Origin of the sequence: Ruminococcus sp. Marseille-P6503 (genome assembly GCF_900604945.1) — a bacterium.
Taxonomy (GTDB): Bacteria; Bacillota; Clostridia; order Oscillospirales; family Ruminococcaceae; genus FB2012.
On record NZ_UWPB01000001.1, the window covers coordinates 1,001,803 to 1,017,041 of the forward strand.

A 15,239-nucleotide genomic window follows, 5' to 3' on the forward strand; every position below is an offset into this window, starting at 1 on the left:
TCAACTTAAAGTCTTGTAAATATGTCCAATAAAATGTACACATATATCAGCCGAAAAGCTTATGGAACAGCTCTGCTATTTTAAAAGAATACTCTCTTTTGACTTCTTTATCTTCAACCCGTACCCTTTCGTCCGAATCGTCCCTGCGCTCAGCGCTCACTCCGATAATAAACTGAGGAAACAGCAAAGACATTTTCTCGGCTTCAAGCCCGCCGGAGGGAAAAAGCGAAGAAAAGACTATCGCCGAAGCGATTCCGGCGCACAAAGCCCTGCTTAATTTTGAAACTGTTTTAACTGTCATAACAAACGCCTCCGAAATAAGATTCTGTTTTTACAAGCTGTTAACGCGACTTTTCACACCGCGCTTATTAATACAGGCTTTAAATATCACAACCTAATTCTTGGAGACTTTTTCAGGTTTTATTCATTTTATATAAAAAACACGCCCCGCGATTATCTGAGATAACCGCGAAGCGTCCGCTTTATAGCTTAGCCTAAAACCTTTTTTGCAATATCGCAGGATTCCTTGGCGTCCTTTGCGTAAAAATCCGCTCCGATCTTCTCGGCGTATTCAGCGGTAAGCACCGCTCCTCCTACCATTACCTTGCAGTCTACATTGTTTTCTCTCAAAAGCCTTATCGTTTCCTCCATGCTAGCCAGCGTAGTAGTCATCAAAGCGGACAGTCCGACAAGGTGAACGCCGTTTTCAACCGCACAGTCCACCACGCGCTGACAGTCTACGTCTTTACCAAGATCTATTACGTCGTAGCCGTAATTTTCGAGTAAAACCTTTACTATATTCTTGCCGATGTCGTGTATATCCCCTTTTACCGTAGCAACTATTATTTTGCCCTTTGATTCGCTCTTTTCTCCTGATTTCGCAAGATGATTCTTTATCACCTCGAAGCAGGACTGCGCCGCTCCCGCCGATTGGATAAGCTGCGGCAGAAATATCTTTCCCGTTTCAAAATCCGCTCCGGTCTTGTCAAGCGCGGGAATAAGCATATTATTCACTATATCCATTGCGTCCATGTTCTCGAGCAGCCGCTCGGTTATCCTCGCGCCCTCTGATTTAAGACCGTTTTCAATAGCCTTATCAAGATTCAAGTCAGCGCTTTCCTGCCGCGGCTTATTCTCTTCAGCCTTCCGCGCGCCGTAATGGGATATAAAGTCCGCTGAATTTATATCTATATTCGCAAGCAGCTTGTATGCTCTCACCGTCTGCATCATCGTTTCGACGTTAGGATTTATTATAGGCAGATCCAGCCCTTTTGTCAGCGCCATCATAAGAAAGTTATGATTTACTATCTCCCTTGCCGGAAGCCCGAAGCTGATATTCGACACTCCCAGAACCGTCTTACAGCCCAGTTCTTTTTTTACCCTCTCTACCGCATTGAGAGTTTCCGTTACTCCTTCCTGCTCCGCGGACGCGGTAAGGGTAAGGCAGTCTATATAAACGTCCTCCCGCCGTATTCCGATACTTTCCGCCCTTGAAACTATCCTGCGGGCGATTTCAAACCTTTCCCGCGCGGATTTTGGTATTCCGTTTTCGTCAAGGCATAGTCCGACTACCGCCGCTCCGTATTTCTTTACCAGCGGAAGCACAGAGTTCAGCGATTTTTCTTCGCCGTTTACGGAATTTACTATTGGCTTGCCGTTGTAAATCCTCAGACCTGCTTCGAGCACCTCAGGTATCGTCGAGTCAAGCTGAAGCGGTACGTCTACCACGCTCTGAAGCGACTTGACCGCTCTGACCATCATGCCCTTTTCGTCAATTCCGGGCAGTCCGACATTTACGTCAAGTATATCCGCTCCGGCTCGTATCTGCTCTATTCCCTGCCCGAGGATATAGTCTATATCTCCTGCCAGCAGAGCCTCTTTAAAGCGCTTTTTGCCGGTCGGATTTATCCTCTCACCGATCACTCTCGGCTGATCGATTATTACCGTATTCGTCGCGCAGCAGCACGCTGACGGTATCTTTACCGCCCTGTTATAGTAATCTGCATCGGCAAGAGATTTTCTCATTGCTCTGATATATTCCGGGGACGTGCCGCAGCAGCCGCCGAACATTTTCACTCCCAGCGGAGCAAGCTCTTTCATAAGCTGTGCAAACTCTTCGGGAAAAACGCTGTATTCATTGGTAACAGGATCAGGCAGACCCGCGTTGGGCTTGACCGCTACCGGCAGCTTTGTCCACGAACAAAGCTCCTTGACTATGGGATAAAGCTCCTTAGGTCCGAGGGAACAGTTTACTCCTATGGCGTCCGCGCCGAGTCCCTCCAAGGTAAGAGCCATAGAACTGATACCGCAGCCCGTAAACGTCCTCATATTTTCTTCAAAGGTCATTGTGCAGACAACAGGCTTACTGCTGTTTTCCTTGGCGGCAAGCACCGCTGCCTTCAGCTCGTAGAGATCGGTCATCGTTTCAAAAACGATAATATCGCAGTCGCTTCCCGCAATCACCATTTCCTTGAAAATATCGTAGGCTTCCTCAAAAGAAAGGGTTCCGGCAGGCTCCAGCAGCTGACCTATCGGTCCTATATCCAGAGCGATCAGCACCTCGCTATCCCCTCGGGCGGCTTTGGCGTTTTCAATCGCCGTCTCTGTCGCTTCTTTAACGCTGTAACCGTATTCCCCCAGCTTATAGCGGTTCGCGCCGAAGGTGTTGGCGTATATAATATCCGCCCCTGCTTCTATATACTGTCTATGGATATCTATGAGCCACTCCGGCTTTTCTATATTCAGCGTTTCCGGCGCGACGCCCATTTTAAGCCCCTTTGCCTGAAGCATAGTGCCCATAGCCCCGTCCAGAAACACAAAATCCTTTTTCAAAAGCGTTTTAAAATCCACAACGCTCACCCTTTCTTCTGTATATACATTTCTCCCGCAGCTTGCAGGTAACGCAGCCGCGCCGTCCTTTCGGGATTTCGGTATCGGATATTCCCATTACCGCGGTTACCGATTTTCTCGGCGTCAGTATCATGCTTTCGGTCGAATTAACGCCTATCCTTTTCGGCGCGTTAAGCACCTCGAGAAAGTCTTTTTGTATACCTATAGGAAAATCTCCGTAACCCGGGGAAAATCTCCATGTAAAAAAACAATCGTCCAGCTCTGACTTTATTTCTTCCTCCGCCATATTGCACACCTGCTCCACAGCGGCGCTTGCCAGACAGTCGGTAATTACGGCCTCCGTCATATCCTCCGCTTCAAGCCGTCTTATAAGCCTGTCCGCTCCGGCAGACAGGGTAGCGCACATAAGCACGCATTTACCGCATTTCTCCAGATGCTTGCAGATGTCCCCGCCCTCCATTTTAAGCGAAGTACCCTCCACAGCAACCGCTCCGCCGTCATATGCTATATCAAAAACCCTGTAAACATAAGCGGGCGAAATACATTCCAGCAGTTTTTTTTCACAGTCGTTTAAAAGCGCAAGTATTTTTGCGTCCGGCTTCTGACTGCCGTATCCAAGATATCTGATCGCTTCGGACTGATCAAGCTCAGTTAATTTCATTATAAGCCGCGCTCCTGTCGGAGCTGCCTCCCTTCAAGACGGTAATTACGACAATTATACCATATAATCATTGTCTTTTCAAGCTCCGGACAGCTGAAATCCGTATTTATACGACGTCCGGCTCATGCCTGCGTACTTTGAAAAAGATATAAGGAAAACGCGTTTCCGTTTTCACCTGATTTCAGATTGATGTAGCCGCCCTGCTTTACCGCTATTTCTCTCGCCAGGTAAAGTCCTATTCCTATGCCCTCCCTGCCACGGGAATTGCTTCCTCGGTAAAAACGGCTGAATATCTTGGGCTGCTCCGTTTCCGGAATTTTTTCTCCCTCATCTCTGACCTCAACCTCCGCAAACATACCGAGCCTTCTCACGGTAACATATATCTTTCCGCCTTCCGGAGAATATTTTACGGCATTATCCAGCAGATTGAATACAGCCTCTGAAGTCCAGCCGCTGTCATGGCTGATAACGACCCTGTCCTCTTCTCTGAAAAGTATTTCATTGCCGCTTCTCACCGCTTTGGCATAAACGTCTTTAACGGCTTTCAGCACGGTTTCGCTCAGACTCCGTTCTTCTTTTTTCAGGCGGATAAGACCACTTTCAAGCCTTGACGCTTTTATCATGCTCTCGGACAGAAAGCTAAGCCTGTCAACCGAAAGACATATTATTCTGATATACTCCGTCCGTTCTTTATCCTCCAACGATTCGTCAGAAATAAAGTCGGTATACATTTTCAGGTTTGCCAGGGGAGTTTTCAGCTGATGTGAAATATCCGACACCAGCGATTTAATGCTTTCCTGTTCCGCGACCGAATCCTTATTCTTCTTTTTAAGAATCCGCACAAGCCTGATTATCTTATTCTGAAGCTTGGAAACCGCCGTATCCTCGTTATCAGGGAAAATTTCCCGTTCCTCAAGCTCGGTAAGACAATCGGCGAGCCGTGAAAAATCCGCAGCCGTATCCGTTATAAAAGCGTCGTCAAGCCTCAGAATATAAAGCAGGCAGGCTATTGCCGCCGCTCCTCCGGCAGCGGCACAGACTGCGGCAAGCCAGCTTCCGCACAAAAAATAGACTGCGGCGGACGACGCAACCGCTGCCGCGGCAGAAACGACAGCCGCCGCATTTCTTCTGTTCTTATATTTTTTTGCTTTCATTTCATTCACCAAAGGTATAGCCTATTCCGAAAACCGTTATGATGTACTCAGGATTTTTTGAATCCTCTCCCAGCTTGTTTCTGAGCCGCCTGATATGAACGCTGAGGGTATTTTCATCAATATAATTCCCGTCAATATCCCAGACCTTCTCAAAAAGCATATTTCTGGTCACAACCTGTCCTTTGTTTCTTATAAGAACTTCCAGCAGCTTATATTCGGTAGCCGAAAGCTTTACCGGCTTTCCCCCTGTAAACACCGCCCTTCTGCCGAAGTCCACGCTCAGGCCCTTATATTTGAAAATATCGCTTCCGTCTTTTACGGGCGTTCTTCTGAGCACGGCCTTTATCCTCTCAAGCAGCACTTCCGGAGAAAAGGGCTTTGGAATGTAATCATCGCAGCCGGATTTGAATCCTTTTACCATATCCTCGTCGGTATCGTTCGCCGTAAGAAAAATCACCGGAATATCCGAGCTTTCCCTTATTTTTTCCAAAAGCTCAAGTCCGTTTCCGTCCGGAAGGTTAATGTCAAGTATTATCAGGCTGTATTCATCCGTACCGGCTTCATATACTCCTGAGCATGAAAACACTGAAGCCGTACTGTATCCGTGCTTTTCAAGAAAATATTTAATTCCGTTGTTTATTACCGCATCGTCTTCGGCGATCAGGATCGGCCGCATAATTTATATCCTCCGAAAATCAAAGCAATATTTCAATGTTATTATTATACCATAAAATCAGAATTCAGTAAAGAAAAACAAGCATAATTTTATAAGCCTGCCTAAATAATAGGAACAGTCCGGCAGAAATTCAAAAGCGGACGATTCTCATGCTTCCGAATCCTGCAAATCTGCAAAATCCGCAAAACATACCTCGTCCGCCCGGATAAAATTCAATTGCCGCCTGTGCAACTGCTGTAATCAGTCCTCTATTCTTAGGCGTTCTGTAATGCTGCTCTTGGATATACTTCTGTACACCAGCGCCGGTACGGCAACGCATATCAGCATTATAACAACGGCTATCGCTGCTATCAGCGTCCACGGGAAGCTGAACACAGCATAATCAGCAACTTTTTCAGCAAGTCTGCCTACAAGATACATTATTCCGCTGCCTGCCGTCATAATCAAAGCAATGGTTATAACGCCGTAATAAACTCCTTCCAGCATAAGCATTTTCCTTACCTGCTTTTTCGTCATTCCGACGCTTTCAAGCACCGCAAGCTCCTTTCTTCTGGTAAAAACTCCGGTAAGCATTACATTAATGAAGTTAATGATACCTATAAGTATTAAAATTACAGATATTCCGCTCGTCAGAACATTCAGAGATGTCATGGAGGTCTTGAAATCGCTTATCATTTCAGACTTTATTTCCGTACTGACAACTACCGGATTATTGTCGGTAAGACTTTTTATCTGAGCAGCCGCGGAGCTTTGCGCGTTCTGATCGCAGTCGGCGATAATGGTATCTATATCAGCCTTGTCTGTAAGCTTATCTATTACGTCCTGCGAAACTATTATACAGCTCGGAGCGGCAAGGTTTGCCCAGTAATATCCTATATTCAGGCCGTAATCCGAGTTGTGTGAAGCTACGGAGCCTATTTCCACATCAGCCGTTCTGCCCGTTTCAGAATCGGTAAGAGTAATCGTTTTTCCAAGCAGACCGTCGCCGTCTCCGTCGTTTCTGACCTTTCCTATCAGCGCCGCTTCTCCTTTTTCAAATTTTTCGATATCTATTTTATCCCGCGCCTTTGAATTATACTCTTTGATCATTCTGGAGCTTACTCCGATAACCGGAGCGGAATATTTCACTTCGCCGCTTTCATACTGTTCCAGCATGGCGCTGATCATACTCTCGTCAACCGTTTCTCTGTCCTTGTCTATAAAGGGTTTATAAAGCTCTCTGTCAAACTGAAGATCTGCGGAAGTTGACCGATTTGTTTCAAGCATAGTTATACCGTTGATCTGCGAGATCTTCTCAGCAAGCCGCGCTTCCGCTTCCGCCGCGCTGTCGTCATCGCTGTGACAGTATATTTTAAAATCGTTAGGAAGATAAAAACGCACATAATTTTCCAGATCCATGCTTCTTGTAAAAGCGTTTACCGAAAGAAAAGCCATCGTCCCCATAAACAGCGACGCAAATACAAGAAACGCTCTTTTCTTTTCGCGGAACACATTTATAAAAGACATTCTGTACAGCTTTGCGCTGCCGGTCGTTTTTCTGGATTTTTTCTTTACCCGGTCGGCAGCGCCGTTGTATTTAAGAGCCTCAACCGGAGAAACCTTCGCGGCAAGCTTTGCCGGCTTACGGCAGCTTATAGCTACTGTCACGATTCCAAATACTATAGTAGCAACGTAAATTAGCGGATTAAAGCTTATATCGGCAGGCATTGCCCCTTCGTCGTAAATACCTCCGCTGAACATTTCCAGCGCATAAGGCACCGCCGCAAACGAAATAACGGTACCAAGCAGTACTCCGACCGGAATACCTATCGCTGAAAGTCTGAACGCCTGCATTTTCACTACTTTTTTTATCTGCGAAGGTGATGTTCCGATAGTTTTGAGCATTCCGTAAAACCTGATGTCCTTGGTAACGGAAATATACATTACGTTATATATCAGCAGATATCCGCTGATTACTATAATAACTCCTATCAATCCTATCATCACGGCGATGATCAGAGTATTGGAGCCGGATTCCTCCTGCACATCAAACGAAGCTTTAAATTCCTGCCCGCCGTTTAATGATACGTTTTGCTCAAGCTCCTCCAGCAGCTTCGACTGACTGCCCGATTTTGCCGAAAGCGAAAGTCTGCCGTTCTTTTCTGCCGACAGACCCTGACTGTCAGTATACTCCTTGGAAACAAGCGCCTGATATCCGCTGCTGAAATTCTCATAGTCCCTGAACCACCCTGAAAGTACAAATTTCTGTTTTGTTCCGTCCTTTAACCGCAGATGAATGTTCATTCCTTTTTCGGGGCTTTTGACGCCGAGCACTTCCATAGCAGACCGTGAAAGCATTATCTCGTTCTCCTTTACAGGATAGCTTCCGTTTATATCGCTTATTGCCGGAACGTAATTTTCATTAAATTCAGTTTCATCAAAATAATCTACGGTGACCGATAAATCATCTTCATTTTCCGCGCTTATTTCTCCTGCATGAATCTGTACTCCCGCCGCGTTCAGATGAGCTGCCTTCTTAGCCTGAGCTATCTGGACGTCAGTGGGATTTTCAAGAAATACCGAGGACTTCGTTCCCTGCTGCCTTATAAGCATTATGCTCATATTTTTCCCCAGGCTGAAGCCAATGCTGAAAACCGCAGTAAACATAAACGTTGTAAGTATTATGGCAAGCACCGCAAAAATATTTCTGGCGCGGTTATGGCGCATTGAACGGCTGCTTATTCTCCTGACTGCGGCTTCATTATTGTTTTTAAACATTCTGCTCCACCACCCTGCCGTCTTCTATCCTTATCATTCTGTCTGCCATAAGCGCTATTTCCTCGTTGTGGGTTATCATTGCTATGGTCTGATCGAATTCACGGCTTGTAACCTTAAGCAGTGAAATAACGTCCATACCGGTTTTGCTGTCAAGATTTCCCGTCGGCTCGTCCGCAAGGATTATTTGCGGTTTGGATGACAGCGCCCTTGCGATCGCCACTCTCTGCTGCTGACCTCCGGAAAGCTGATTCGGCATTGAATCAAGCTTTTTTTCAAGGCCCAAGGTATTTATTATAGTATCCACATAGCTTTTATCTATTTCCGCACCGTCCAGTTCTATGGGAAGGACTATATTTTCATACACATTCAATACAGGAACCAGATTGTAATTCTGAAATACGAAGCCGATATTCCTTCGTCTGAATATAGTAAGCTCTTCGTCGTTCATTTTAAAAATATTTCTGTCTGAAAACAAAACATCTCCCGAGGTCGGCCTGTCAAGCCCTCCAAGCATATTGAGCAGCGTTGACTTTCCGCTGCCAGACGTTCCGATGATGGAAACAAATTCCCCGTCCTCAATAACGATCGAAACCCTGTCAAGAGCCTTAACGGCATTTTCGCCCGAACCGTAGGTTTTACATAAATCCTTTGCAGTAATAATACTCATTTTGTGTTCAATGCGGCGGCTATGAATACAAGCCCCGCAAAGCTGCGCCTCCTTTAAACTGATGTAGTATAACCCCTTTTTGTTTCTATGCTTTAATTTTAACTCAGACTTCTTACGATCCGGTGACGGTTTTTCTTAAAAAAATCTTATACTTATTAATTCTGTTATGTAATATATGAAATATCGGATACGCTATTCAGGTCTGTATTTGCCAATAAATTTTACGCCGAATAAAAAATGCCTTCCGCAGCCTTATATGCGGAAAGCATTTTGTAAAAATTATATTTATACGGAAAACTGCCGGACGCTTTGTTTGTCCGAGCAAGCGCGACGATTTCTGAGATGATTCAGCCTATGTCTACCTGCCCCACTCAACGCTGCCTTTCATAAGAATGATAAGCGCGGCAGCGGCGGCGGCGACAACTATAACGGATACAAGCGTTACCAGAGCCGATTTTTTATCAAACTTAAAGGAGTCGGTTTTCGGGAGCATACCTATACCCCTGAGCGCCTCTGACAGCGGCTTATAGATAATGCATATCAAAGCCGAATTGAAAATGCCCTTTATAAGGTTAAACGGAAGCAGAAGCGTGGGAATAAGAGAATACACTACCGATCTCGGCGCTTTCATGTAAAAAGGCGTGATAATTATATTCATTACTATCATAACGCCTGTCATTACGGCAACGCCGCAAAGAAGACCTAAAAAAGCTCCGTAAAGACTTTTCCTGTATTTATAAACCAACGACGCGGACGCCGCGAAAGACGCGCTTCCCGCAAAATTCATAACCGCTCCGTATATTCCGGTGTCGGACAGGGTAAACATTTCAAGCAGAGCTTCCGCCAGCGCTACCCCGACCGCTGTTACCGGACCGAAAATAAAGCCCGATATAGTTATAAACACATCCTTTATCTCAAAGGACAGAAACTGCACCTTAAATCTGAACACAAAAAGACACAGGTAACCCAGCGCCACAAACATCGCCAGCACCGTAAGCTTTTTAGTATTCATACGTTTTTCAGCAATTGTATTATTCATAATATATTCCTCCTAATTCAAATTAGGGAGAAACAGCAGTTTTATGTATTATGCCGACAATCCTGTTCTAAGCACGCCGGCAGTAAAAAAGGCTTCTGAATATTTTCAGAAGCCTAAAAACGCATAAACGCCTGTCGTTTCTTCCATCCGGACTATACCGTCGGTTTCGGAATCTCACCGAATCAGCACTCTCGTGGTCGAGGACTAAGGCATAACGCCCATTACCTCCGGTGTGGACTTTCACCACCCCTGAAACAATCAATATTAAATTACAGAAAAGAAATTATTCCTCTTCCGATTCGATTCCGCTGAAGTCAAATTCCAGCGTTTCCCCGCAGTTAGGGCAGTTGATAGAACCTTCTTCTATCAGACTTTCGTCAAGACAAATCGTATCGCCGCAGGTCGGGCAAACGCACTCGTATTCTTCCTCATCTTCAAAATCGTCGCAGCAATCGCACTCGTCGCCGCAGCAGTCGCCGTAAATATCGTCCTCAATGGTTCCGAGATCCTCGTCGAGAATGTCAACAAGCTCAACGACCTCGTCAACCTCGTCTGAAATGTCCTCAACGGTTAAAGCCATTTCATCAAGAATGTCGGCAATGGCAAGAATAACCTTACCCTCGTTAGTAGAATCGTCGATCTTCAGTCCGTCGATCAAGCCTTTAAGATATGCCACCTTGTTTGAAAGCTCCATAAAACATTCCCTCCGTCATTATACTGTTATTATGTTTTTACTATGCGCGCTCCATGTATTCGCAGGTGCGCGTATCAATCCTGATTTTATCGCCTATATTGATAAAGAGAGGCACCTTTATCTCGGCTCCGGTTTCAACGGTTGCGGGCTTGGTTGCGTTTGTAGCGGTATTTCCTGCAAATCCGGGATCAGTTTCCGTTACCTCAAGATCTACAAAGTAGGGAGGCTCAACTCCGAAAACCTTACCCTTATATGAAAGGATCTTGCAGATCATATTTTCCTTTACAAACTTAAAGTTATCCGAAAGCTCGGAAGCGTTTACGGGAACCAGCTCATAAGACTCGGGATCCATAAAGTAATAAAGATCGCCGTCGCTGTATGAATACTCCATATCCTTTCTCTCAACGAAAGCGGTCGGGAACTTTGCGGTAGGATTATAGGTCTTTTCAACAACAGAGCCTGAAATAACGTTCTTTACCTTGGCTCTTACAAAAGCGGCTCCCTTACCGGGCTTAACGTGCTGAAACTCAACGATCTGCATTACGTTGCCGTCTTCCTCAAAAGTCATACCATTTCTGAAATCTCCGGCAGTTACCATATTTTATATACCTCCAATAATTTTTCTGGAAACGCCGCATTTCCAACATTTAAGGGAAAACGGCATCAATATATGCCCGGAAAATTATCACAGACATATCCTTATACTTATTCTAACCTATTTTTTAGCTTTTTGCAAGTGTTTTTGAAGATTTTTTTATGAGTTTAATATTTTTTTAACAGAAACCGTCCCCATACATAACTTGCGGTTCTTTTCATATCCGTTTGAAGCTGAGAAAAAACGCTGTTTTATTAAATTTCTCCAGCTTCATAAAAGCCATTCTATAATATTATCAGTTCTTTCGGCGCTTTTGTAAGGTTTTTGCAGCCGTTTTCGGCAACGACCGCAAAATCCTCTATTCTCACTCCGAATTTTTCAGGAATATAAATTCCCGGCTCAACGGTTACTATCATGTTTTTCTCCAGAACATTTTTGCAGGAAGGCGAAGCGGTCGGAGCCTCATGGATCTCCATTCCTACTCCATGACCCAAGGCATGACCGAAATATCCGCCGTATCCCTCCGCCTCAATAACTCCGCGGGCGGTTTTATCAAGCTCCGCCCCTGAAATCCCTGCTTTGACAGCGGAAAGTCCGGCAAGCTGAGCCCTGAGGACGATGTCATAAACCTTTATCATTTCATCTGACGGCTGTCCGGCGCATACTGTTCTTGTCATATCGCTGTGCCAGCCGTCAACGACCGCTCCGTAATCCATAAGCACAAAGTCGCCATTTTCAACTTTTTTATCCGAGGGTACGCCGTGAGGCAGCGACGTAATTTTCCCCGAAAGCGCGATAGTGTCAAAGGACAGCGCTTCCGCACCGTTTCTCAGCATAAAGTAATCAAGCTCCAGCGCGATCTCACGCTCGGTTCTGCCGATCTTTATATAATCCAGTATATGCTCGAAGGCCTTTTCCGCTATGCGTTGAGCGGCAGTTATCTTTTCTATTTCCTCAACACGCTTGCAGACTCTTATTTCGCCTATACATTCGCTTAAAGCACGGCTGCTGTCTATCCCGCAGTCAAGCTTGTCGCTGAACTCCGAAAGCTGAGATATTGTCATGTTATCGGCTTCAACGGAAACCTTCCCGGCGTTATGCTTTTTAAGCAGTTTATTTATCTGCTCATACAGATTATCCTGTAATATTACCTCGCAGTCCCTTGCTGTTTTACGGGCTTTCTCGATATATCTGAAATCAATGATAAGATACGCTTTTTCCGAGAAAACCACCAAGGTTCCCGCGCTGGATTTCATCTGAGTAAAATAACGGCGGTTTATGTCGCCTGTTATAACGGCACAGTCGCTGAAGCTCCCCAGCTTACGCCTTAAAAGCTCCAGAGGAGAAAAATATTCCTGTCTGTTTTCCATATAAATCAGTCCTTTAATATTTCATTGAGCGCGTCTACGGCAAGCAGATACGAAGCTTTTCCGAAGCCTGCTATCTGTCCGCAGCATACGGGAGCGATCACCGAATGACGACGAAATTCCTCCCTTGCGTGTATATTGCTCATATGAACCTCTACCACGGGAATTTTTATGGCTGAAATCGCGTCCCGGATCGCATAGCTGTAGTGAGTATATGCTCCCGCGTTGATTATTACTCCGTCAAAATTCTTACGCGCAAGATGAAGCGTATCGATTATCTCTCCCTCGTGATTTGACTGAAACACCTCGCAGTGCATTTCACGCTTCAAAGCTCTTTCGGTTATTTCACTGTTTATTGAATCATAGGCGTCCGAGCCGTAAACTCCCGGCTCGCGCTCACCCAGAAGATTTAAATTCGGTCCGTGGATCACAAGTATTTTTTTCATATATTAACCCCTCTTTAAATCAATCTATGTGCATTTTATAAACCTTCGCTTCAACAGTTTCGCTGCCGTCAAGCTTTGTATATTGACCAAAATGCAAAAATTTTAAACCGCATTTTTCCATAACTCTGCCGCTCGCAGGGTTATCCACAGCGTGCTCTGAAATAAAATCTCTCGCGCCATGTTCTTTATATGCAAACTCGATCATTCTCTTAGCCGCCTCGGTTGTATATCCTCTGTTCCAGCAGTCATAGCTGATATTATATCCAAAGCTCCAACATTTTTCCTCTTTACGGTATTTGATTGAACCGGAACCGATAAGCCTGCCGTTTTCCTTTAAAACAAAGCCCCAGTGAAAACTATCTTCCGAAGCGTCTTTGATAGACTCAAGCCACGCTATTGTAGTTTCAATATTTTCGTGTCTTTGATATATCATATACTTTGCAACTCTCTCGTCGCTTGTCCATTTGAAAACGGCGGGAGCGTCTTTGACCGTCAAGGGTCTTAAAATAAGTCTGTCGGTTTCTAAAACAGGAGTCATAATCTATCCTCCGTTTTGCAAAAATCCGAGATAGCTCTTTTTCATTGCAAGCGCGTCAATATCCTGAGTTCCCGCGCTTTCGCATATAAAAACCGGAGAAAGCTTTTTCTTCGCCACGATCTCCATAAGCGGCTCGTAATCCGGTCCGAAGCCTTGGTTATCCTCAAAAGTCAAATGCTTTTTCTCACCGCCGGGATTTGTAAACATTATCTTTGAGAAATGACTGTGGAAAATTTTCAGCCTGTCCGAGCCTATCATATTTTCAACCTCGTCAAGCATTTTTTCATACTCCGTCTTTCCCTTTATATAACCGAATTCCCTGGCATTGAGATGTCCGAAATCTATACAGGGAATAAACGATTCGTCCAGCCTGCAAAGTTCAAGAACCTCTGTCAGATTACCCAGCTGATTAACCTTTCCCATCGTTTCGGGACAGAAAACGATATGCTCATAACCCTGTTCAACCGCCGCTTTTCTTGCTCTTGTCAGCGTATCCTTTGCAAGCTCCAGGGCTTCCTCCCTGCTGATCTTAGCGCATGAACCGCTGTGTATCACTATCCTCTCGGCGCCCATTCTGCTTGCGGCGTCGCAGGACTGCAAAATATATTTTATGCTGTTCTCCCGCTTTTCCTCCTCGATACTTGAAAGCGAAATAAAATATGGAGCGTGGAGCGACAGTGAAATATTATGCTCCCTCGCTTTATTTTTTAAATCCGAGGCAAGCTTATCGGAAACCTTAACTCCCCTGCCGCACTGATATTCATAGTGGTCAAGCCCCATAGCTTCAAGATAGCCCGGCGCCTGAACCGTAGATTTATACTTAGCCGAAAAGCTTTCGCTGTTTCCGGCAGGTCCGAATTTTGCAGACATATTTTTCATCTCCTTTTATTTTACCGTATCGGATTTTCAGGCAGAAACGCTTTTTCAATTTTCCTTTTCACCCTGAACCAGAAGCCCGTTTCCGGCTCTATCGGGAATACAAAAATTGAACGTATGCCTTTAAGGTTGCTCCCCAGCACATCGGTAAAAATCTGATCGCCGACAGCCGCGACATTTTTCTTTTCAAGTCCCAGTTTTTCTATTGCTTTAGTATAGCCGAAAGTCAGCGGCTTTTTACCCTCGCTGACAAAATCAATACCCAGCTGTCCGGCGAAAGGCGTAACTCGCGGCGCATGGTTATTGGAAACTATCATAAGCTTTATACCTGACGATTTCATCCTGCCGATCCAATCCAGACTTGACTGGGGCGGCGCAGGATTGTTGTGCGTTGTCAGCGTATTATCAAGATCCAATATAAGTCCTTTAATATTATGTTTTTTCAGAAACCCAGGGGTTATATCCCCCGCCTTATCGAAAACGTATGTCGGTTTAAACAGCATAAAAATCTCCTGCACTCCCTTGTTCCTGCTTTTAACGCAGCAATCGGAATAACGTAAGTATCCTTATTAAAATATAAAACAAAAAGCGGACATGAAAATGCCCGCCTTTAATTACAATATTAGTATTTGCGCTTACGAGCAGCTTCGGATTTCTTCTTGCGCTTTACCGAAGGCTTTTCGTAATGTTCTCTTTTACGAACCTCAGCAATAACGCCGTCCCTTGCACATGATCTCTTAAATCTTTTAAGAGCCGTATCCAAAGTTTCGTTTTTTCCAACACGAATTTCTGCCAAAATTATTCCCTCCCTTTGCCACCGTTGACAGAGGCAATATACCGGAACAGCACAGCCTTTGGTGAATAGTGAAGGGGTCTGCCGCCGCAAACCGTGAAACGTCCGCACGTTCCCACTCAGCCA

Annotated in this window: 16 protein-coding genes and 1 riboswitch; all 16 genes read right to left on the bottom strand. The window is 45.2% G+C overall.

Translation table 11 applies throughout. The annotated features are described in order from the left end of the window. Positions 1-46: 46 nt before the first annotated feature. Positions 47-301 (bottom strand): hypothetical protein, encoded by a 255-nt coding sequence (locus tag EIH25_RS04650; protein WP_124099033.1) that lies wholly within the window; start codon positions 299-301, stop codon positions 47-49. 188 nt (positions 302-489) lie between these two features. Further along, on the bottom strand, positions 490-2,850 hold the full coding sequence (locus EIH25_RS04655; protein ID WP_124099035.1) for a homocysteine S-methyltransferase family protein: 2,361 nt from the start codon (positions 2,848-2,850) through the stop codon (positions 490-492). Continuing rightward, entirely contained in the window at positions 2,840-3,511 is a 672-nt protein-coding gene (locus EIH25_RS04660) for a vitamin B12 dependent-methionine synthase activation domain-containing protein (protein WP_124099037.1), read from the bottom strand. The genes EIH25_RS04655 and EIH25_RS04660 overlap by 11 nt, the downstream gene beginning before the upstream one ends. Positions 3,512-3,633: 122 nt before the next feature. After that, positions 3,634-4,665 carry a HAMP domain-containing sensor histidine kinase gene (locus tag EIH25_RS04665; RefSeq protein WP_124099039.1) on the bottom strand — a complete coding sequence of 344 codons (1,032 nt, stop codon included), beginning with the start codon at positions 4,663-4,665 and terminating at the stop codon, positions 3,634-3,636. A 1-nt stretch (position 4,666) separates the two neighbouring features. Beyond that, a complete protein-coding gene (locus EIH25_RS04670; protein ID WP_124099041.1) occupies positions 4,667-5,341 on the bottom strand; it encodes a response regulator transcription factor in 675 nt (224 codons plus the stop codon). 240 nt (positions 5,342-5,581) lie between these two features. Next, positions 5,582-8,098: an ABC transporter permease gene (locus EIH25_RS04675; protein ID WP_124099043.1), complete on the bottom strand. Its 2,517-nt coding sequence runs from the start codon at positions 8,096-8,098 to the stop codon at positions 5,582-5,584. Then, complete coding sequence (locus EIH25_RS04680; protein WP_124099045.1) at positions 8,091-8,765, bottom strand: ABC transporter ATP-binding protein; 675 nt, start codon at positions 8,763-8,765, stop codon at positions 8,091-8,093. The genes EIH25_RS04675 and EIH25_RS04680 overlap by 8 nt, the downstream gene beginning before the upstream one ends. A 358-nt stretch (positions 8,766-9,123) precedes the next feature. Further along, complete coding sequence (locus tag EIH25_RS04685) at positions 9,124-9,804, bottom strand: ECF transporter S component (RefSeq protein WP_124099047.1); 681 nt, start codon at positions 9,802-9,804, stop codon at positions 9,124-9,126. Between the two features lie 131 nt (positions 9,805-9,935). Continuing rightward, a riboswitch (FMN riboswitch) is annotated at positions 9,936-10,065 on the bottom strand. Positions 10,066-10,087: 22 nt separating this feature from the next. After that, positions 10,088-10,498, bottom strand: coding sequence for a CD1247 N-terminal domain-containing protein (locus EIH25_RS04690; protein ID WP_124099049.1), 411 nt, complete (start codon positions 10,496-10,498; stop codon positions 10,088-10,090). 40 nt (positions 10,499-10,538) lie between these two features. After that, positions 10,539-11,096, bottom strand: coding sequence for an elongation factor P (gene efp, locus EIH25_RS04695; protein WP_124099051.1), 558 nt, complete (start codon positions 11,094-11,096; stop codon positions 10,539-10,541). A gap of 281 nt (positions 11,097-11,377) precedes the next feature. Next, positions 11,378-12,463 carry an aminopeptidase P family protein gene (locus EIH25_RS04700; RefSeq protein ID WP_124099053.1) on the bottom strand — a complete coding sequence of 362 codons (1,086 nt, stop codon included), beginning with the start codon at positions 12,461-12,463 and terminating at the stop codon, positions 11,378-11,380. A 5-nt stretch (positions 12,464-12,468) separates the two neighbouring features. Then, positions 12,469-12,906 carry a type II 3-dehydroquinate dehydratase gene (gene aroQ / locus EIH25_RS04705; protein WP_124099056.1) on the bottom strand — a complete coding sequence of 146 codons (438 nt, stop codon included), beginning with the start codon at positions 12,904-12,906 and terminating at the stop codon, positions 12,469-12,471. 19 nt (positions 12,907-12,925) lie between these two features. Next, entirely contained in the window at positions 12,926-13,444 is a 519-nt protein-coding gene (locus EIH25_RS04710) for a GNAT family N-acetyltransferase (protein ID WP_124099058.1), read from the bottom strand. 3 nt (positions 13,445-13,447) lie between these two features. Beyond that, complete coding sequence (locus EIH25_RS04715) at positions 13,448-14,314, bottom strand: TIM barrel protein (RefSeq protein ID WP_124099060.1); 867 nt, start codon at positions 14,312-14,314, stop codon at positions 13,448-13,450. 20 nt (positions 14,315-14,334) lie between these two features. Beyond that, positions 14,335-14,823, bottom strand: a complete 489-nt coding sequence (locus tag EIH25_RS04720) for a YqeG family HAD IIIA-type phosphatase (protein ID WP_124099062.1) — start codon at positions 14,821-14,823, stop codon at positions 14,335-14,337. Between the two features lie 119 nt (positions 14,824-14,942). After that, the gene (rpsU, locus tag EIH25_RS04725; RefSeq protein ID WP_002847085.1) at positions 14,943-15,116 is read right to left on the bottom strand and encodes a 30S ribosomal protein S21; all 174 of its coding nucleotides are present in this window, start codon (positions 15,114-15,116) and stop codon (positions 14,943-14,945) included. Between the last annotated feature and the right edge of the window lie 123 nt (positions 15,117-15,239).